This is a genomic window from Tenacibaculum aquimarinum, assembly GCF_022478115.1.
In the GTDB taxonomy this organism is placed as follows: domain Bacteria; phylum Bacteroidota; class Bacteroidia; order Flavobacteriales; family Flavobacteriaceae; genus Polaribacter; species Polaribacter aquimarinum_A.
The window spans coordinates 87,057-107,165 of sequence record NZ_JAKGSC010000004.1 but is presented as its reverse complement, the minus strand read 5'-3'; the positions used below and the strand labels follow the sequence as shown (position 1 = coordinate 107,165).

Annotated in this window: 21 protein-coding genes; 16 read left to right on the top strand and 5 right to left on the bottom strand. The window is 30.3% G+C overall.

From position 1 onward, the window contains the following. Positions 1-23 precede the first annotated feature (23 nt). The gene (locus L1S33_RS10160; protein WP_240552068.1) at positions 24-248 is read right to left on the bottom strand and encodes a hypothetical protein; all 225 of its coding nucleotides are present in this window, start codon (positions 246-248) and stop codon (positions 24-26) included. After that, positions 235-1,623, bottom strand: a complete 1,389-nt coding sequence (locus L1S33_RS10155) for an MATE family efflux transporter (RefSeq protein ID WP_240562250.1) — start codon at positions 1,621-1,623, stop codon at positions 235-237. The genes L1S33_RS10160 and L1S33_RS10155 overlap by 14 nt, the downstream gene beginning before the upstream one ends. A gap of 119 nt (positions 1,624-1,742) precedes the next feature. On the opposite strand from L1S33_RS10155, the gene tpx reads away from it, so the two are divergent. The 6 genes from tpx to ribB are packed head-to-tail and all read left to right on the top strand — an operon-like array spanning position 1,743 to position 8,449. Beyond that, a complete protein-coding gene (gene tpx, locus L1S33_RS10150; RefSeq protein WP_240562249.1) occupies positions 1,743-2,240 on the top strand; it encodes a thiol peroxidase in 498 nt (165 codons plus the stop codon). After that, positions 2,241-2,624: a diacylglycerol kinase family protein gene (locus L1S33_RS10145; RefSeq protein WP_240562248.1), complete on the top strand. Its 384-nt coding sequence runs from the start codon at positions 2,241-2,243 to the stop codon at positions 2,622-2,624. Between the two features lie 36 nt (positions 2,625-2,660). Continuing rightward, complete coding sequence (locus tag L1S33_RS10140; RefSeq protein WP_240562247.1) at positions 2,661-5,117, top strand: DNA translocase FtsK; 2,457 nt, start codon at positions 2,661-2,663, stop codon at positions 5,115-5,117. Between the two features lie 30 nt (positions 5,118-5,147). Beyond that, complete coding sequence (locus L1S33_RS10135) at positions 5,148-5,798, top strand: LolA family protein (RefSeq protein ID WP_240562246.1); 651 nt, start codon at positions 5,148-5,150, stop codon at positions 5,796-5,798. 58 nt (positions 5,799-5,856) lie between these two features. Continuing rightward, positions 5,857-7,305: an LptF/LptG family permease gene (locus L1S33_RS10130; RefSeq protein ID WP_240562245.1), complete on the top strand. Its 1,449-nt coding sequence runs from the start codon at positions 5,857-5,859 to the stop codon at positions 7,303-7,305. Between the two features lies 1 nt (position 7,306). Beyond that, entirely contained in the window at positions 7,307-8,449 is a 1,143-nt protein-coding gene (gene ribB, locus L1S33_RS10125) for a 3,4-dihydroxy-2-butanone-4-phosphate synthase (protein ID WP_240552061.1), read from the top strand. Here ribB and pepE read toward each other — a convergent pair. After that, a complete protein-coding gene (gene pepE, locus L1S33_RS10120) occupies positions 8,446-9,147 on the bottom strand; it encodes a dipeptidase PepE (protein ID WP_240562244.1) in 702 nt (233 codons plus the stop codon). The two genes, ribB and pepE, sit on opposite strands and share 4 nt — an antisense overlap. Positions 9,148-9,232: 85 nt before the next feature. On the opposite strand from pepE, the gene L1S33_RS10115 reads away from it, so the two are divergent. The 10 genes from L1S33_RS10115 (at position 9,233) to L1S33_RS10070 (ending at position 18,889) form a co-directional block, all read left to right on the top strand. Continuing rightward, positions 9,233-9,985, top strand: a complete 753-nt coding sequence (locus L1S33_RS10115) for a carboxypeptidase-like regulatory domain-containing protein (RefSeq protein ID WP_240562243.1) — start codon at positions 9,233-9,235, stop codon at positions 9,983-9,985. After that, on the top strand, positions 9,982-10,779 hold the full coding sequence (locus L1S33_RS10110; protein ID WP_240562242.1) for a hypothetical protein: 798 nt from the start codon (positions 9,982-9,984) through the stop codon (positions 10,777-10,779). The genes L1S33_RS10115 and L1S33_RS10110 overlap by 4 nt, the downstream gene beginning before the upstream one ends. Then, positions 10,776-11,543, top strand: coding sequence for a carboxypeptidase-like regulatory domain-containing protein (locus L1S33_RS10105; RefSeq protein ID WP_240562241.1), 768 nt, complete (start codon positions 10,776-10,778; stop codon positions 11,541-11,543). Before L1S33_RS10110 ends, L1S33_RS10105 begins: the two co-directional genes overlap by 4 nt. Positions 11,544-11,576: 33 nt before the next feature. Next, positions 11,577-12,068 carry a DUF6702 family protein gene (locus L1S33_RS10100; protein ID WP_240562240.1) on the top strand — a complete coding sequence of 164 codons (492 nt, stop codon included), beginning with the start codon at positions 11,577-11,579 and terminating at the stop codon, positions 12,066-12,068. A gap of 61 nt (positions 12,069-12,129) precedes the next feature. Next, positions 12,130-14,259, top strand: a complete 2,130-nt coding sequence (locus L1S33_RS10095) for a M1 family metallopeptidase (protein WP_240562239.1) — start codon at positions 12,130-12,132, stop codon at positions 14,257-14,259. Between the two features lie 164 nt (positions 14,260-14,423). Then, positions 14,424-16,658, top strand: a complete 2,235-nt coding sequence (locus tag L1S33_RS10090; RefSeq protein ID WP_240562238.1) for a M1 family metallopeptidase — start codon at positions 14,424-14,426, stop codon at positions 16,656-16,658. A gap of 190 nt (positions 16,659-16,848) precedes the next feature. Beyond that, positions 16,849-17,355, top strand: a complete 507-nt coding sequence (locus tag L1S33_RS10085) for a hypothetical protein (RefSeq protein ID WP_240562237.1) — start codon at positions 16,849-16,851, stop codon at positions 17,353-17,355. 149 nt (positions 17,356-17,504) lie between these two features. Next, positions 17,505-18,050 carry a YfiT family bacillithiol transferase gene (locus L1S33_RS10080; protein ID WP_240562236.1) on the top strand — a complete coding sequence of 182 codons (546 nt, stop codon included), beginning with the start codon at positions 17,505-17,507 and terminating at the stop codon, positions 18,048-18,050. 31 nt (positions 18,051-18,081) lie between these two features. After that, positions 18,082-18,546 (top strand): Mpo1 family 2-hydroxy fatty acid dioxygenase, encoded by a 465-nt coding sequence (locus L1S33_RS10075; RefSeq protein WP_240562235.1) that lies wholly within the window; start codon positions 18,082-18,084, stop codon positions 18,544-18,546. 4 nt (positions 18,547-18,550) lie between these two features. After that, the gene (locus tag L1S33_RS10070) at positions 18,551-18,889 is read left to right on the top strand and encodes a tRNA-binding protein (protein ID WP_240553048.1); all 339 of its coding nucleotides are present in this window, start codon (positions 18,551-18,553) and stop codon (positions 18,887-18,889) included. Here the strand turns inward: L1S33_RS10070 and L1S33_RS10065 are convergent. Then, the gene (locus tag L1S33_RS10065; protein WP_240552051.1) at positions 18,886-19,044 is read right to left on the bottom strand and encodes a YqaE/Pmp3 family membrane protein; all 159 of its coding nucleotides are present in this window, start codon (positions 19,042-19,044) and stop codon (positions 18,886-18,888) included. The genes L1S33_RS10070 and L1S33_RS10065 overlap by 4 nt on opposite strands. Positions 19,045-19,242: 198 nt before the next feature. After that, complete coding sequence (locus L1S33_RS10060) at positions 19,243-20,097, bottom strand: CPBP family intramembrane glutamic endopeptidase (RefSeq protein ID WP_240562234.1); 855 nt, start codon at positions 20,095-20,097, stop codon at positions 19,243-19,245. Positions 20,098-20,109 lie beyond the last annotated feature (12 nt).

Here is a 20,109-nt window from a genome sequence, read left to right as displayed (position 1 = left end):
ATTGAGTATAATAATTCTTTTTTTTAATCCAAATCTTGCATTTCACTATCGTAAAATTCTCCAGCTTTATCCATTAAATCAGCTAATTCTGTAGCAATATCTTCTTCTTTTTCTCCAGTTAAATCTTCAAACCATTCAACAGAATCGTCTTTTAAATTGATTAAAAAACGAGGGAATTCTGTATGCAACACAAAAATATCTTCAGGAAAATCGCTGTTATCAGCCAGTAAAAATTTAGGTAAGTCCATTGTCTTTAGTTTTAATAAGTTTTTTTGTTAAATAGTTGAATCTAATAAATAATAAAATAGAAGCTGTTGTTAAACCCGCTAATAAGCCAAGCCAAATCCCAAAACTTCCATACATTTCTTCTTTTCCAAAGTAATAAGAAACCGGAAAACCAATTACCCAATACGATATAAAAGTAAGCAATGTTGGTATTTTCACATCTTGTAAGCCACGTAAAGCTCCCAAAACTACAACTTGTATACTATCTGATATTTGAAAAAATGCTGCTGCAATTAACAATTGAGAAGCTATGGAAACCACTTCCATATTGTCTGCATAATTTTCTACGTCTGTTAAATCTACATAAATATTAGGTAAATGCTTATGAAATATAAAAAACAGTAAGGCAAATAAAACCGCCAAAATTGTTCCTAATAAAAAGATTGAAAATGCAATTCTTCGAAGTTCTTTATATTTATGTAATCCTTTTTGGTTTCCAACTCTAATCATAGAAGCAACACTTAATCCCATAGCAACCATAAAAGTCATAGAAGATAAATTTAATGCAATTTGATTAGCTGCTTGTGGATTTTTACCTAACAAACCACTTAACCAAATAGCTGCTGTAAAAATTGCAACTTCAAAAAACATTTGCATTGCACTAGGAAAGCCTAAACTTATAATCTTCCTTAACATTAGCTTATCTAAAACAAAGAGCTTAATATCTGAAACTAATTTTTTAGAACGTTCTTTTTTCCCCAATAACCACCATAAATATAGCACCATTATAAATCTAGAAACTAAAGTTCCATAAGCTGCTCCTACAATTCCTAATTCAGGAAAACCAAACTTTCCAAAAATTAAAAGGTAGTTTAAAAGTACATTAACCAAATTAGCTATTATAGTTGCATACATTGGGTATTTTGTCATAGACAAACCGTCACTGAACTGTTTAAATGCCTGAAAAACTATTAACGGAATTAAAGAAAAAGCTACTAAATCTAAATACGGAAGTGCTAATTCTACAACCTCAGTTGGTTGTTTCATTAAATACAGTAATGGTTTAGAAAAATACACTGCCAAAAACATAGCAATTCCTAAAACTGTACATAAGAATAAACCGTGTTTAAACGTAGATTTTGCTTGTTTAAAATTGTTAGAAGAATCTGCTTCTGCAATTAATGGAGTTATAGCTGTAGAAAAACCGATACCAATAGACATTGCTATAAACATAAAACTATTACCCAAAGAAACTGCGGCTAATTCTGCTGTTCCTAATTGCCCAACCATGATATTATCAACAAAACTAACAAAAGTATGCCCTAACATACCCAACATTACTGGTGCTGCAAGTTTCCAATTGTATTTAAATTCTTTTGTATAGTTTGCTAAAATCAAAATTAAATGCTCATTTTTAAAAGCACGAAGATAGTTTTTTTTAGCGTTCAGTTAACAGTTCTATTCTGTAGTATTTTGAAAATTTTTAAGTACTTTTGATATTCTAAAAAACACATAGAATGGCAACAATAACACTTAAAGGAAACCCAATAGAAACTTCAGGAAACTTACCAAAAACAGCTACAAAAGCAGCAGATTTTAAACTAGTTGCAGTAGATTTATCTGAAAAAACATTAGCAGATTTTGCTGGAAATAAATTAATCTTAAACATTTTCCCATCTTTAGACACTGGGACTTGTGCTGCATCTGTTAGAAACTTTAATAAAGAAGCTAGTTCTTTAAATAACACTAAAGTATTATGTATTTCTAGAGACTTACCATTTGCTCAAGCTCGTTTTTGTGGAGCTGAAGGAATTGAAAACGTTGTAATGTTATCTGATTTTGCTACAGGACAATTTGGTAAAGATTATGGTTTAGAAATTGCAACAGGTCCATTAGCTAATTTACACTCTCGTTCTATTGTTGTAATTGATGAAAACGGAACTGTAGTTCATACAGAACAAGTTACAGAAACTGTAGATGAGCCAAATTACGAAGCTGCATTAAAAGCTTTATAAATGAAGAATCCTAATGACGGATTTGTAAGAGGAAGATTAAGAAGCATGAAATTTGCGCTTCGCGGAATGTGGTTACTTTTAACCACCGAAGACAGTATTAAAGCACAATCTTTTTTTGCTTTAATAGCTATTATCGCGGGTTTTTACTTTAATATTTCTTCTATTGAATGGATGATTCAACTACTAGTTATAGGTTTAGTTTTAGTAGCTGAAGCGGTAAATACTGCAGTGGAAAAAGTTGCTGATTTTATACACCCAGATTATCATAAAAAAATAGGTTTTATAAAAGATATTGCTGCAGGCGCTCCTGCAATTGCAGCACTAGTATCTTTAGCTATAGCTGCTATAATTTACCTCCCAAAAATAGCCGAATTGTTAGCGTAAAATACTATATTTACGAATTATTATTTCTATAAATTAATGGCTAAGAAAACAAGTACAAATAAGCAAAAAAGTAATAAACCGTCTTTTATAAAACAAACTCGTGAGTTTTTTAAAAACCGACAAACACAAACCATTCTTGGTGCGTTTCTAATATTATTTGCTGTTTTTTTAACAGTTGCTTTTATTTCATTTTTCTTTTCTTGGCAAGAAGATCAAAGTACGTTAACAGAATTTGGAGACAGAGCTATTGCAACCAAAAACTTACTTGGTAAAATTGGCGCAAAACTAAGTAATTTCTTTATCTACAAAGGTTTTGGAATTGGTGCATTTATAATTCCTTTTTTACTTTTTATAACAGGTTTACATTGGTTTTTACAAACTAAAAAAAAACGAATAATTACCTCTTGGAATTGGGGTTTAATAAGTATGTTATGGCTTTCTATAACTTTAGGTTTTGTTGAAAAAAAATATGCTCTTATTTCTGGAATTATAGGTTTTGAAATTAATGAATACCTACAAGCATTTTTGGGAAAAACAGGTTTAGCAATTTTGCTAGGTTTCTTTTTTATTGCCTATTTAGTAATGCGTTTTAAAATTACCCCTGAATTAATTAGTAATAAGTTGAAAGAAAAAAGGGAAAACGCAATTACTAAAGAACAACAGGAAGCAGAATACAATACAACGGAAAAAGCTTCTGACGAATCAGAAAACGAAGAAAAGAAGCAGCAAATAACAACAGAAAAATCTGGTTTTGAGTTATCTGTAGAAAATTTACAACCAACAATAAGTAAACATTCAGATGTATCTACAAAAACAGAAACAAATTCAATTTCTTTAGAAGTAGATAAACCATTACAAAAAGAATTAGAACCTGTATTAAAAACTACCGAAAAAGATACACCTAAAGAAGTAGAAATTGCAGTTGAAAAAACTGTTGAAGAAGAACATTCAACAGAAAATTTATCAGAAAAAATAGTAAAAGATTTTGGAGAATTTGATCCAACCTTAGAGCTTGGTAATTTTAAATTCCCAACATTCAACTTATTAAAAGAATACAACGAAACAATTTCTATTGATCCAGAAGAACTTGAGGCTAATAAAAACCGAATTGTAGAAACGCTTAAAAACTACAAAATTGGTATTTCTCAAATTAAAGCTACTGTTGGACCTACAATTACTTTATATGAAATTGTTCCTGAAGCGGGAATTAGAATTTCAAAAATTAAAAATTTAGAAGACGATATTGCACTGTCTTTATCGGCATTAGGTATTCGTATTATTGCTCCTATTCCTGGAAAAGGGACAATTGGTATCGAAGTTCCTAACAAAAAATCTACCATTGTATCAATGCATTCTGTTATTTCTTCAAAGAAATTTCAAGAATCTCCTATGGAATTACCAATTGCTTTGGGTAAAACAATTTCTAATGAAACCTTTGTGGTAGATTTAGCAAAAATGCCTCACTTATTAATGGCAGGTGCTACCGGACAAGGAAAATCAGTTGGTTTAAATGCGGTTTTAACATCACTTTTATATAAGAAACATCCTGCGGAAGTTAAGTTTGTTTTGGTAGATCCTAAAAAAGTAGAATTAACTTTATTCAACAAAATTGAACGTCATTATTTGGCAAAATTACCAGATTCAGAAGATGCAATTATTACCGATACTACAAAAGTTGTTCATACTTTAAATTCACTTTGTATAGAAATGGATAATCGTTACGATTTGCTTAAAAACGCAATGGTTCGTAACATTAAAGAATATAATGTAAAGTTTAAAGCACGTAAATTAAATCCCGAAAACGGACATCAATTTTTACCTTATATAGTTTTAGTAATTGATGAATTTGCCGATTTAATTATGACTGCTGGTAAAGAAGTAGAAACACCCATTGCCCGTTTAGCTCAGTTAGCTCGTGCTATTGGAATTCATTTAATTGTAGCAACGCAAAGACCTTCGGTAAATGTAATTACAGGTATTATTAAAGCAAATTTCCCTGCAAGGATTGCATTTAGAGTAACTTCAAAAATTGATAGTAGAACCATTTTAGATGCTGGTGGAGCAGATCAATTAATTGGTCGAGGAGATTTATTATACACTGCTGGAAACGAAATAAATAGAATTCAGTGTGCTTTTGTAGATACTCCAGAAGTAGAACGAATTACCGATTTTATTGGTTCTCAACGTGCTTATCCTGAAGCACATTTATTACCAGAATACGTAGATGATGAAAGTGGCATAAGTCTTGATAATAACATAGCAGACAGAGATAAATTGTTTAGAGAAGCAGCAGAAGTTATTGTTACAGCACAACAAGGTTCGGCATCTTTATTGCAAAGGAAATTAAAGTTGGGTTACAATAGAGCTGGTAGAATTATAGACCAATTAGAAGCTGCCGGAATTGTTGGTCAGTTTGAAGGAAGTAAAGCTAGACAGGTTTTAGTACCAGATTTTGTTGCTCTAGATCAATTATTAGAAAACGAAAAGAATTAAAAATTCCGCAAAGCGGAAAAAATAGATACAATGAAAAAATTAGGATTTTTATTTTTAGCAATATGTTTAAGTTTTAATACAGTTGCACAAAATGCAACAGAAGCAAAAAAATTATTAGACGAAGTTTCTACTAAAATGGGCGCTTATAAAAACATGTACATTGGTTTCGATTCAACTTTAACAAACGAAGAAGTTGGTATTACAAACGATCCTCCAATAAGAGGAAATATTACAATTCAACAAGAAAAATACAATTTAAAATATTTAGGTAATGATTTTGTTTTCGACGGAAAAAAATTAGCCGTAATAAATCATGAAGAAAAAGAAATAGCCGTTACTGAAGGAGATTTGGAAGAAGAAGATGGTTTTATATACCCTTCTAAATTATTAACTTTTTACAAAGAAGGTTATACTTTTAAAATGGGAAAACTTAAAAATAGTAAAGGTAGAAAGTTACAATATGTAACGCTTACTCCTATTGACAGTTCTTCTGAAATTATTAAAGTTGAGTTAGCTATAGATGCAAAAACAAAGCATATTTATAAGTTAATCCAAAGTGGAGCAAATGGCTCTAAAACTACATTTACCATTAATGTTTTTAAAAGTGATCAAACAATTTCAGAGAAATTATTCTCGTTTGATAAAGCTAAATACCAAAAGCAAGGTTATTTAATAGATTAATTTTCAATTAACAGAAAATTAGTAGCTTTTTAAAAAGGAACAAAGTACTTTTGCTTCTGTGAAAATTTTAGATAAATACATACTAAAATCTTTTTTAGGACCATTTTTTGCAACTTTTTTTATCATACTTTTTGTATTGGTAATGCAAGCTGTATGGTTTTTTTTCGATCAAATTGCGGGAAAAGGTATTACTTTTGATATTATTCTAAAGTTTATCTATTACGCATCACTAATAGTACTTTCACAAGCTTTACCAATTGCAATCTTGTTATCTTCGATAATGACTCTAGGTAATCTTTCTGAAAAATATGAATTTGCCGCTGCAAAATCTGCTGGAATATCATTACCAAGAATTGTACGCTCTTTAATAGTGTTTGCTATTTTTATTAGTGCTGCAAATTTTTTAATATCCAATTATGTATATCCATATGCTAACTTAAAAATAATAAATTTAAAGTTAAATATTAAAAAGAAACAACCTGCATTAGCACTGGTTCCGGGAAGTTTTAATTCAGAAATACCAAATTATCAAATTAAATTTGATGAAAAATACGGAGAAGAAAGCAACTTACTAAAGAACGTTTTAATCTACGATTTATCAGAAAGAAAAGGTAATAAAAAAATTATTACAGCCAAAAAAGGAAAAATAGTTTCTGAAGAAGGTAGTAGATACATGACACTTGTTCTTAATGATGGTCATTTTTTTGAAAACCACATCAAGCAAAATACTACTTATGAAGATAAGAAAAAGATGCCCGCTTCTTATGCCGATTTTGAAGAATACACTATAAATATAGATGTTTCCGCATTAGACAATGATGATTTAGATAAAGAAAATTACACAAAAAACTTTAACATGCTTAGTTTAAAACAGCTAAAAGACACTGTTCCGACGCTTAAAGAAAACTATGATGAATATATTAATGGTAGAGCAAAAACCTTAGGCTTAGATGTTAGAGTAAATGACCTACATAAATATCCAGACTCTCTTATTAACAAGAAATTGAGCCCAATAATTCTTGATAATTTTGAACTTAAACAGCAAACAAATGTTTTAAGCACAGCACTTGCTAAAGTAGAGCGTTCTATAAATAATGTAAAAAACAATAAAGAGAGCTTAAAGCAACGTAGAAAAGTTTTAAACCTTTACGATGTTGAATTTTACAATAGAGTAGCTTTATCTTTATCTTGTATTCTATTATTTTTTATTGGGGCTCCACTAGGATCAATTATCAGAAAAGGTGGTTTTGGTTTACCAATGATTTTAGCAATAGCAATTTACGTAGTATATTTCTTCACAAATTCCTTTGGTAAAAACCTTGCAGAAGAAAGCTCTGTTTCTGCCATTGTTGGTTCGTGGATTGCTGTATTAGCACTACTGCCATTTGCAATATTTTTAACTATAAGAGCATCAAAGGATAAAGGATTATTTGATATAAATTCATTTTTATCACCTATAATTAATTTCTTTAAAAATTTATTTTCAAAAAAGAACAAAGCCATTTAAAATGACAACAGCCACAGAAAAAAACACACATTTAAACACAATTAAAGAAGCCATTGAAGATATTAAAAATGGAAAAGTAATTATTGTTGTTGATGATGAAGACAGAGAAAATGAAGGAGACTTTTTAGCTGCTGCAGAAATGGTTACACCAGAAATGGTAAACTTTATGGCTACACATGGACGTGGTTTAATTTGTACGCCACTTACTGAAAGTAGGTGTAAAGAATTAGAATTGGGAATGATGGTAAATAACAATACAGACCCAATGGAAACTGCATTTACAGTTTCTGTAGATTTACGTGGAAAAGGCGTTACAACTGGTATTTCTGCATCAGATAGGGCTTTAACAATACAAGCTTTAACTAATAAAGAAACAAAACCATTTGACTTAGCAAGACCTGGACATATTTTCCCTTTAAAAGCTAAAGATGGTGGTGTTTTAAGAAGAACAGGACACACAGAAGCTGCAATAGACTTTGCTCGTTTGGCTGGCTTACAACCTGCTGGAGTTATTGTTGAGATTATGAATGAAGACGGAACAATGGCACGTTTACCACAGCTATTAAAAGTTGCTGAAAAATTCGATTTAAAAATTGTTTCTATTGAAGATTTAGTGGCTTACAGAATGGAACACGATTCTTTAATTGAAAAGAAAGAAGATTTTACAATTCAAACTCGTTTTGGCGATTTTCGATTAAGAGCTTACAAACAAACAACTAACAATCAAATACATATAGCATTAACTAAAGGAACTTGGGCAACTAATGAGCCTGTTTTAACACGTGTAAATTCTACATTAGTTAATAATGACATTCTTGGTACACTTACCAATAATGCAGATAAGAAGTTAGACCAAATGTTTAAGCTTATAAATGACGAAGGAAAAGGCGCAATTTTATTTATCAACCAACAAGTACAATCTTTAAATTTATTAAATAGATTAAGTGCTTTAAAAGAGAGTCAAGCTAAAGGAGAATTAAAAGCTCCGAACATTAATTTAGACAATAAAGATTTTGGTATTGGAGCACAAATATTACACGATTTAAACTTACATAAACTACGTTTAGTATCTAACTCACAACAAACAAAACGTGTTGGTATGATTGGTTATGGTTTAGAAATTGTAGATTATGTAGGATATTAAATAACCACTTCTACTCCACTTTCTAATTCAATTGGATTTTGGTTTTGTTGAAATAAACGTGCAGTTAAACTTCCACGAAGTGTAATTTTTTCATTTTTAACTTCTAACCAAGAACTTTCTCGCAAGCCTAAAACAGCTGTTTTGTTAAATACATGATACTCTTTAATTCGAGTTTCACGAGTTTCTCCCATATGCGTAGAACCTTCAATCGGGTCCAAATAATGCGCATTTATATTAAAAGGAATTAACGCCATTGTGTTAAAACTTGGCGGATACACAATTGGCATATCGTTAGTGTTCATCATAGTTACACCACAAATATTACTTCCTGCACTTGTACCTAAATAAGGTGTTCCGTGTTCTAAAGTTTGTTTTAAAGTTAACAAGACATCGTTTTTATACAACTGATTTACCAATTCAAAGGTATTTCCGCCTCCTGTAAAAATTCCTTCAGCACTTTCTATAGCTTCCTTTGGATTTTCAAACTGATGAATTCCAATCACTTTTTTATCAATTTTAGCAAAAGCATTTGCTGCAATTTTTGTATAATAATCATACGAAATTCCACCTGGACGCGCATATGGAATAAATAAAATGGTTTCCGTTTGCGAGAAAAAATCTTTTAAAGTTGGTAATAAATATGCTAAATATCCACTTCCGTGAACTGTGGATGTACTTGCAATTAGTAAATTTTTCATAAGCACGAAATTAACAAAAGTTTACAAATCCTTTAAAACATTTTTAAGAACACTTTCTATTTTCTTTGTGGTAGATAGTTATCGAATGAAAAAAATTTTACTCTTAAATATATTACTGTATTCAACTACCTTTTTTTCTCAAGAAAAAAGAACGTTTTTTCAAGGTAAAATCACCAATTTTACTACTTCTTTAGAAAATGTGAATGTATTAAACCTAAATACCAAACAAGGTACTTATTCTAATGCTGAAGGTCTTTTTAAAATTTTAGCCAAACAGAATGATAGTTTAAGAATTTCATCTATCGGTTATGCATCAAAAATATATAAAGTAACAAACGTAAACAGTAATGTTGTAAAAATAGAATTAGAAGCAATGAATTTTGTTTTGGAAGAAGTGCTTATAAAAAATCATAATTTAAGCGGTTCTTTAGATTTGGACATCAATAAAGTGCCAGAAGATAAAGTAGCCATCTTAATGAATGATTTTACAACAAGACTTAATAAAGATTTAGAATATTTAAGATCTAAAGAAAAAGGATGGCTTCAGCTCTCTTTAACAGGTGTAAAAGCTACATTTCCAAAATCGAATAAAAAGCAACAAATTAGAAATGAAATACTATTTAAAGAGCGTTTTCCAAAAAGGTTACTTGCAATTTTGGGCGAAGATTTTTTCTTCAACCAATTAAAAATACCAAAAGAAAATTATTATCATTTTCTAGATTATTGTTCTTATAAGAATACCGAAAACCTTTATAAAAATGAAAACTTCCTTGAATTAATACGTATCTTTCAAGAAGAAAGCATTAGCTATCATGAAATTATAAAAAAACAAGATTGAAAAAACTATTACTTCTTTTTATTTTAAGTACAATTTCACTCTCTGCACAAGAAAGAAAAACCTTGTACGGTAAAGTTTCAGACTCTATTAATGTAATAAGAAACGTACATGTAATTAACATGCAAACTAAACAAGCAACTTATACCGATATTAATGGTAATTTTAGAATTTTTGCTAAAATTGGAGACTCACTTAAAGTTACTTCTATACAATATTATACCAAATTATATAAAGTAAACAAGGTTAGTTTTGGCTTTAATGATTTGCATATTTTTATTGATAAAAAAGTATATGAATTAGACGAAGTTCATGTAAAAAAGACCGATTTATTAGGCAATATAACTTCTGACATAAACAAAACACCAAGAGATAAAAAAGCTGAAGCATTAGAAAAATTAATGGATTTTTCTAAAATTGATATGAGTGCACCAACTAAAGATGACCATATTGACGAAAGAGTTAGGCCACATATTGTAGAATCTGATCCAACAAAAGCCTTTGCTGGAGCTGGAGCTTCAATTGGAATGCCTTTTAAGTATTCAGAAAGATTATGGGCATTGCGTAGAGATTTAGCTTTTAAAAAATCGTTTCCAGCAAAAATTTTAAATAACTTTGGCGAGCAATTTTTCTTTGAAGAATTAAAAATTCCTGTTGAAAGATATTATCATTTTTTAGAATATTGCAATCCTTTAGGTATTGAAAATTTATACAAGAAAGGAAATCATTTAAAGGTTATTGAAATACTAAAACAAGAACATGTTGAGTATTTAAAAATTATAAATAAACAAGATTGAAAAAATTACTCTTTATTTTTCTTTTAAGTACGTTATCACTTTCTTCCCAAGAAAGAAAAGCGCTATACGGAACAACTTTAGATGCAGTTAAGAGAATTAATAATGCACATATAATCAATTTAAACACTGGTCAAGGAACTTTAAGTAATAATAACGGTGAATTTAGGATTTTTGCCCAACCAAAAGATTCAATAAAAATTTCGTTTCTTGGTTATGAAACAAAAATTTGGGTAATTACTCTTGATCATTTTGGTATTCAAAAGAATAAGATAACACTTATTAAAACCCCAATTGAACTTGATGAAGTTAAGCTAAGAAAGAATAACTTTCTGGGCTACATAGAAACTGATGTGAATGATGTTAAAATAAAAGAAGAAGTTAGCGCAGAATCTTTAAACTTGCCTTATGCTGGCTCAAGAATTTTAACAGTAGCAGAAAGAAGGTTGCATACAGCTACTACCAGTTCTGGCGGAATACCAATTGACCCTTTATTAAATTGGATTTCTGGACGCACTAAAAAATTGAAGAAATTAAAAGTTATTGAGGATAAGGAAAAAAGAATATTGCGTTTATTTAACAATTATAAACTTTATATAAATCAAGAATTAAAAATTTTAAACGAAGACACGTACCTTTTTGTTTCGTATTGCGAAGAAGACAAAGATTTTAATTCACTTTTTTTTAAAGATCAAATTTCAATGGCGCATTTTTTACAAGATAAATCTGAAAAATTTAAAAAACTAAATCCTAAAAAATATAATTAGTACTTTGGCGCAATATTTGACTTTATTCAAACTATGAAAAAAATAATCACCCTTTTTGTTTTACTTCCACTACTTTCATTTTCGGTACATAAATACTATTTAAGTTTAACTCAAGTAGAATTTAATAAAGAAGCACAATCAGTTCAATTAATTACCAATGTTTTTATGGACGATATTGAGCTTGCCATAAACAAAGATTATAATGTAGATTTACAACTTACCACAGAAAAGGAGCCTAAAAATGTTGATGAATATTTTGAAAAATATGTGAAAAATCACCTAAAGGTAAAAGTTAATAATATTGATAAAACATTTAATTTTATTGGAAAAGAATACGATGGAGACATTGTTTACTTTTACTTAGAAATAGAAAAAATTACTGAAGTTTCTTCTTTAGAAATAACTAGTACAATATTAGTAAAACAATTTCCGGATCAGCAAAACTTAATTAAAGCGAAAGTAAACGGAAAAAATATCAGTAAAATGTTGACCAAAAAAAATGATAAAGGTTTGTTAAAGTTTTAACACTTTTTAACTTTTCTACTGACTTATTCTTAATTTGTACGCTAATTCAAATTTCGTACAAATGAAAAAAATAACACTATTCTTATTAAGTGTTTTTTTTATTGGAGCTTCTACAATTGCCCAAGAAAAAACAATTACAAAACAAGGCCATACAAATCAGAATAAGTTTAAACAACTTAAAGACGAATTGGCAACACCAAACAGCCAAAGAACTGCTTCTGGTGCGCCTGGTGTAAACTATACACAACAAAAGGTTGATTATGTAATGGATATTGTTTTAGATGACGATAACCAAAAAATTACAGGTAACGAAACTATTTTGTACCATAATAATTCTAAAGATGAATTAACATATTTATGGGTTCAATTAGACCAAAATATGAGAGCAAAAGACTCTAAAACTCCAGATATTCAGCCAAGTAAAATAAGAAAGAAGTTATCTAAAAGTAGATTTGATAGAGCTTATCCTTCTGAGCCTTTTGAAGGTGGTTTCAATATTACAGGAGTAACAAATACTGATGGAAGTAATTTATCGCACACCATTAACCAAACAATGATGCGTATTAACTTGCCAAAACCATTAGCAGCGGGAGAAAAATTTTCATTCAATATTTCTTGGTGGTACAATATTAACAACCACAGAACACAAGGTGGTAGATCTGGTTTCGAGCATTTTACAGAAAACGGAAACAACAATTATGTAATTGCACAGTTTTATCCTAGAATGTGTGTATATGATAATGTTGAAGGTTGGCAGAATGATCAATTCTGGGGAAGAAGTGAATTCGCTCTAGAATTTGGAGATTTTAAGGTAAATATTACTGTTCCTTCTGATCATATGCTAGGTGCAACAGGTGTTTTACAAAACAGAAAAGAAGTTTTTTCTAAAACAGAATTAAAACGTTTTGCTGAAGCAAGAAAAACATTTGACAATCCTGTTATTATTAGAACACAAGAAGAAGCTACAAAAATTGAAAAAAGCAAAGCTAAAGGAACTAAAACCTGGAAATTTATTGCAGAAAACGTAAGAGATTATGCGTTTGCAACATCAAGAAAATTTATTTTTGATGCAATGGCAGTAAATATAAACGGAAGAACTGTTATGGCAGAATCTTTATATTCTAAAGAAGCAAATCCTTTATACGGAGAACATTCTACCAGAGCAACTGCACAAACTTTAAAAACATATTCTAAATACACATTTGATTATCCGTATCACAAAGCGATTTCTGTAGATGGACAAATGGGAATGGAATATCCACAAATTTGTTTCAATCCAGGAAGACCAAATGCAGATGGAACTTATTCAGACAGAACAAAATACAGAATGATAAAAGTTACCATACATGAAGTTGGACATAACTTTTTCCCAATGATTGTAAATTCTGATGAAAGACAATGGACTTGGATGGACGAAGGTTTAAATTCTTATATGGAAATGTTAGCGGAGTTAGCGTATGACAAAGACTTCCCTATTACAAGAGGTTATCCAAAAAACATTGTACGTTATATGAGTGGAGATCAATCTAAAATAGCGCCAATTATGTCTAAAGGAGATAATGTGTACAGTTTTGGTAGCAATGCCTACGGAAAACCAGCAACTGCATTATGGATTTTACGTGAAACTATTATGGGGCCAGAATTATTTGACCACGCTTTTAAAACATACTCACAAAGATGGATGTTTAAACACCCAACTCCTGCAGATTTCTTTAGGACTATGGAAGACGCTTCTGGTGTAGATTTAGATTGGTTTTGGAGAGGATGGTTTTACACAACTGATGTAACTGATATTGGTATAAAAGGTGTTAAAAAATTCCACACTAAACCAAATGGAAATAATGTCGATTTTATTGAAGACACAACAGCAGGTTTAGGTTTTGGAGCAGGAAAAAATGCTGACTCTAAATATCATTATGAAATTACGTACGAAAAACCAGGAGGTTTAGTAATGCCAATTATTGTAAAGTTTGATTATAAAGATGGAACAACGGAAAGAAAAGTTTATCCAGCTCAAATTTGGAGACTTAATGATAAGGAAATAACGAAAGTTTTTTCTTCAAATAAAGAAATTTCTAAAATTACTATTGATCCAGATTTAGAAACTGCAGATGTAGACACTTCTAATAATAGCTGGCCAAAGGAAACAACAAATAAATTTGATAAATTTAAAAATAAAGTAAAAGGTTAAGCAAGACTTTTACAAAAAGCGATATCGAGAGGTATCGCTTTTTTTTATGCCATCAATTTAAAAAAAACTTAAAGGTTTGTTAAAATTTTAACAACTGACACTTAAAACTGCTGATTAATCCGTAATTTTCAGCCTATTATTAAAATAATTCAAACTATAACTAAATGAGAAAATTAGCAACGCTATTGCTAGCTGTTCTTTTTGTTTCTACTTCCGCTTTAGCGCAAGAAGCACCAAAAAAAGAAAAACAGCCACAAGATGCAAGAGTAGATCAAAACAAGTTTCGTCAATTAAAGGACGTTTTACCAACACCAAACGATCAACGTACAGCTTCTGGAGCTCCAGGACACCAATACACACAACAAAAAGTTGATTATGTAATGGACATTCGTTTAGACGAAGCAAACGATAGGATTTATGGTGATGAAACAATTACTTATCACAACAATTCTAAAGATGCATTAGAATATTTATGGGTTCAGTTAGACCAAAATATGCGTGCACCAGATTCTAAAACTCCATTAGCACAATCTAAAGGCGCAAGCGGATGGCAAACACCAGACCAGTTTGTGTCAACTAACATGGGTAAAGCTAAAGACTTTGGTTTTAAAATTGAAGCAGTTAAACATGCAGATGGTAGAGATTTATCTCATACAATTAATCGTACAATGATGCGTATTAATTTACCAAGCCCATTAGCTTCTGGAAGTACTTTTAAATTCAGAATTAAGTGGAATTATTTAATTAACGATATTAATGTAGACGGAGGACGTTCTGGGTTAGAAACATTTCCTGACGGAAATAAAAACTACACAATTGCTCAATTCTTTCCACGTTTAGCAGTTTATGACAATGTAGAAGGATGGCAAAACATGCAGTTTTGGGGTCGTTCTGAATTTGCTTTAGAATTTGGAGATTACGATGTTAAACTTACTGTTCCTGCAGATCATATTACAGAAGCAACAGGAGAATTACAAAACGAAAAAGATGTTTTAACAAAAACACAACGTAAACGTTTTGAACAAGCAAGAAAATCTTTTAAAAACCCAGTAATGATTGTTACCCAAGCAGAAGCTGAAGTAGCAGAAAAAGGGCGTTCTACAAAAACAAAAACTTGGCACTTTAAAGCTAAAAACGTACGTGATTATGCTTTTGCTTCATCAAGAAAATATATTTGGGATGCAATGGCAACTAACGTTAATGGTAAAACAGTAATGGCTATTTCATTATACCCAAAAGAAGGAAATCCTTTATGGGAGGAGCATTCTACAAGAGCAGTTGCTACTACTTTAGTAGAATATTCTAAATTAACTTTCGATTATCCGTATTCTAAAGCAATTTCTGTACACTCAGAAAGACAAGGAATGGAATACCCAATGATTTGTTTCAACTTTGGTAGACCAAATCCAGACGGAACTTATTCAGACAGAACTAAAAAAGGAATGATTGGAGTTATTGTACACGAAGTTGGTCACAACTTTTTCCCAATGATTGTAAATTCTGATGAAAGACAATGGACTTGGATGGATGAAGGTTTAAACTCTTTTGTTGAAATTTTAGCTGAAGATGTATATGATCCTGTATTATTTGCTTCTAACCCGGCAAAAGAAATTACAAGATATATGGGTGGAGATCAATCTAACATCTCTCCTATTATGTCTCAAGGAGATTACGTAAAACAATTTGGACCAAATGCATACACAAAACCTGCAGCTGGTTTATATATGTTACGTAAAACTATTATGGGACCAGAATTATTTGATTATGCTTTTAGAACGTATGCAAAAAGATGGATGTTTAAACACCCAACTCCAGCAGATTTCTTTAGAACAATGGAAGATGCGTCTGGTATGGATTTAGATTGGTTCTGGAGAGGATGGTTCTACACAACTGATTATGTAGATCTTGGTATTAAAGAAGTTAAACCTTTATATTTAACTGATAAACCAAACGAAAGAACTGCCGGATTAATTAAACAATATCCTGCTTATTTTAAAGGTTTAGGTGAACTAATGTTCTTAACAACTAAAAAAGAAGATTCAAATTCTGCTGCATTAGACAAGCATTTAGCTACGTTATCTGCTGATAAAAAAGCAGCTTTAAAAGAAACTCCTAAGTTTATGTATCAAGTAGAATTTGAAAAACCAGGAGGAATACCAATGCCTATTATAGTTGAATTAACGTATGCAGATGGTACAACTAAAAGAGAAACTTTCCCTGCTCAAATTTGGATGAAAGATGATGCCAAAGTTTACAGAGTATTTTCTTCTTCACAAGAAGTTAAAAGTATAACTGTAGATCCAGATTTTGAAACTGCAGATGTAGATACATCTAACAATAGCTGGCCTAAAAAAGAAGCTAATAAGTTTGATGAATTTAAAAACAAAACTAAAGGATAATTATCTATTCTTTTAATACTATAAAAGCGCAACCAATTTGGTTGCGCTTTTTGTTTAAAACCTATTTTTAATTAGCTTAAAATTTAGTTTGCTTCTAAACTCCTTTTTAGGTAAATTAGCTAACGTTGAATATAAGTCATTAAAACGGCGCATATTCTGTAATACATTGTACGCAAGCTGAAAAAACATTATGCTGGAAAGTTTACTATTCATATTATTAATTTTTATTGGTGGAATATTTCTGCTAATTTCTCTGATTGTATTGTTATTTGGAATATTTAAGAAATCTCAAAAACTGAAAAAAATTGCATTCGGCATTGGAACAGTTCCAATAATGTGTTTTGGTGTAATTGCATTTTGGTATTTAATCGCTGTTCCATCTTTTAATAAAAGTGAAATGGAGGAATTTTCTGGAACTTATGAAATTCAAACTGTTGAAAAAGGGAAAGAAAAAACTAACTCTAAATTGAATTTATTTGAAGACGGAACTTATAAATTTAATGGAAAAGAAAATGCTGGAATTGCAAAAAGCGGAACTTGGAAAACAGGAGGAATTGATGGACAATTTGAATTTTATGACGAGAATGGAAATTTAATTGAATATGCTTCACAATTTGAAGGAAATGGAAACGAAAAAATTATATTTAATCTTTACGACTCGAATGAAATTAGATTTATAAAAATAAGGAATGATTAAAAGCCTGCGTACAACACCGTATATAATTTATTACTGGCTTCTTGCCTACTTTCGAAAGTCCTCGCGGACTTTCTTGGACGGTAATTATTTACTAAATTAGTTGCTTAAAACACGCAACAAACCATATACAAGACCCTTAGTAAACCTACATGACAACTCCAACTCTAGAACAACTAAAATATCCAATAGGACAGCCAAATATTCCAACTATAATTACTTCAGAAATTATTACAGAATGGATTACAACTTTAGAGAATTTTCCCGAAAAACTAGACACAGTAACAGCTAGTTTATCTGAAGAACAACTAAATACACCATACAGAGATGGCGGATGGACAATAAGACAAGTTGTACACCATTGTTATGATAGTCATCAAAATTCATATACACGTTTTAAATGGGCATTAACTGAAAATAAACCTCTAATAAAAGCCTATTATGAAGATCGTTGGGCAGAATTACACGACTCTAAAAATGCACCAATTATTCTTTCTATAAACGCCTTAAAAGCATTACACGCTAAATGGGTGTATTTATTAAAAGGTCTTTCTAATGAAGATTTAGACACCTATTTTGTGCACCCAAGTGGAAATGAAAAAGTAGGTTTAAAAGAAAATATTGGTATTTATGCATGGCATTGCAACCATCATTTTGCACATATAGAAAATTTATTAATTAGAAAAAGTTGGATTTAATTTCTATCTTTCAACTTTCAAAAAATAATTTATGAGAACTGCACAACAATGGTTTGATGAATATGCCGTTAGCCATCAAAATGAAACCAATCAATTAATACATTACATATGTGTTCCTGCTATATTTTTTAGTGTAATTGGTTTGTTTATGAGTATTCCTACAAGTTTTTTAACATTTTTAAAACTAAACAATCCGTTATTAGAAAACTGGGCATTTGTTGTTGGAATTTTAATTTCCTTCGGATTTTACTTACGTTTAGGCTTTTGGTATTTTTTACAAATGGTTTTGGTAATTCTACTTTCAATTGCTGGTAATTATTGGATAAGCAGTAGTTTTAATTTATTATGGTTTTCAATTGGCGTATTTGTAATTGCTTGGATTGGTCAGTTTTATGGCCATAAAGTTGAAGGTAAAAAACCATCGTTATTTAAAGATTTACAATTTTTATTGATTGGTCCTCTTTGGGTTATTCAAAAATTAGGAGGAAAAAAATAAGTTTATGAAAGAAGAAATTACATTTGAAGATTTTTTAAAAGTTGATATTAGAGTTGGTACAATTATAGAAGTAAACGACTTCCCTAAAGCGCGTAAACCTGCCTATCAATTACATATAGACTTTGGCGATTTAGGCATTAAAAAATCGAGTGCACAAATAACAAATCTTTACACAAAAGAAGATTTACTAAACCGACAAGTAACTGCAATTGTAAACTTTAAACCGAGACAAATAGCCAATTTCATGAGCCAATGTTTGGTTATTGGAGTTTATAATGAAAATGAAGAAGTTGTTTTATTACAAGCTTCTAAAGACATTAAAAATGGTGAGCAGGTTTCTTAACTTTTCGGGTTATTCAAAATAACCAAAGCGCCAATTACTCCTGGAATCCATCCGCAAAGCGTTAGTAAAAATATTATAAAAAAAGAACCACAACCTTTTCCTAAAACTGCTAAAGGTGGAAAAATGATTGCCAATAAAACTCTAAAAAAACTCATAGTACAATTTGGTTAATGTACTTATACGACGCTTTATTACTGGTTTTGTTACAATAAAAGTGAATATTTTTTATGGATAAAGCTTTAGAATTAGACGCTTTTCTCTGTTTGATTTAATAATTTCTTTTTTAAGTTGAAATTTGAAAATATTTTAAATTCTATTTGTTATATACGGATGTTAGGTGTTGTTTTTTTTATTTACAATTTTTCTTTAATAGCTTTTCTCCAAAAGTAAATTCCAAAAATACAAGTAACAATTGTAAACATAATTCCATTTTCTCCAAGCCAATGTTCTGTTCCTTCAATTTTTGTTGTTAAAGGAGGCATTATTTTTTGTATATAAACATTACTTACTGCGTGGAAAATTACTGCTGGCCAGAGACTTTTAGATTTAAAAGTATAGTATGTCATAGTAAACGACATAAAAATACAAGTAGTCAAAAAGGCTGAAAATTCCAAAATTGCATTATTACTATAGTAAACGAACAACGGCCAATGCCAAATTGCCCAAATAATTCCACTAAAAATAGAAACACCTGTAAAAGAAAACACTTTTCTTAATTCATAAATAAAAAAACCTCTCCATCCAATTTCTTCTCCTAAAGTTGTTGCGGCTGACCTAATAACTTCAACAGTTCCTAATAAGATTATGGCTATTACAACAATAGGTATGGTGTCTAAAGTTCCTATTCCCATTAATTGCAGTTCTTTAGCCCATTCAGTAATAACTTCTGCATTTGCTAAATTTCCAAATCCAAAAATCCAGATGAGTATATAAGTAATTATACCTGATAAAGCTGGAATAAAATAAGACAATCGAATGTATTTCCAATCTCCCCAATTCCAATTTAGAGATGAAATTTTACGCCCTTTTATTTTTAGAGTGATAAACGCAGCTATCGCAGGACACCACATTATTGCCCCAATATATATTCGTGAAGGATATAAATTTACTATTGCATAATGGAAAGGCGAAGTAAGAATAACAACTAATAAAAGAAACAAAAATATTGTTTTCCACGCTTCTTTTCGTTCCGATATATTTTCTAACATAATATGATTGGT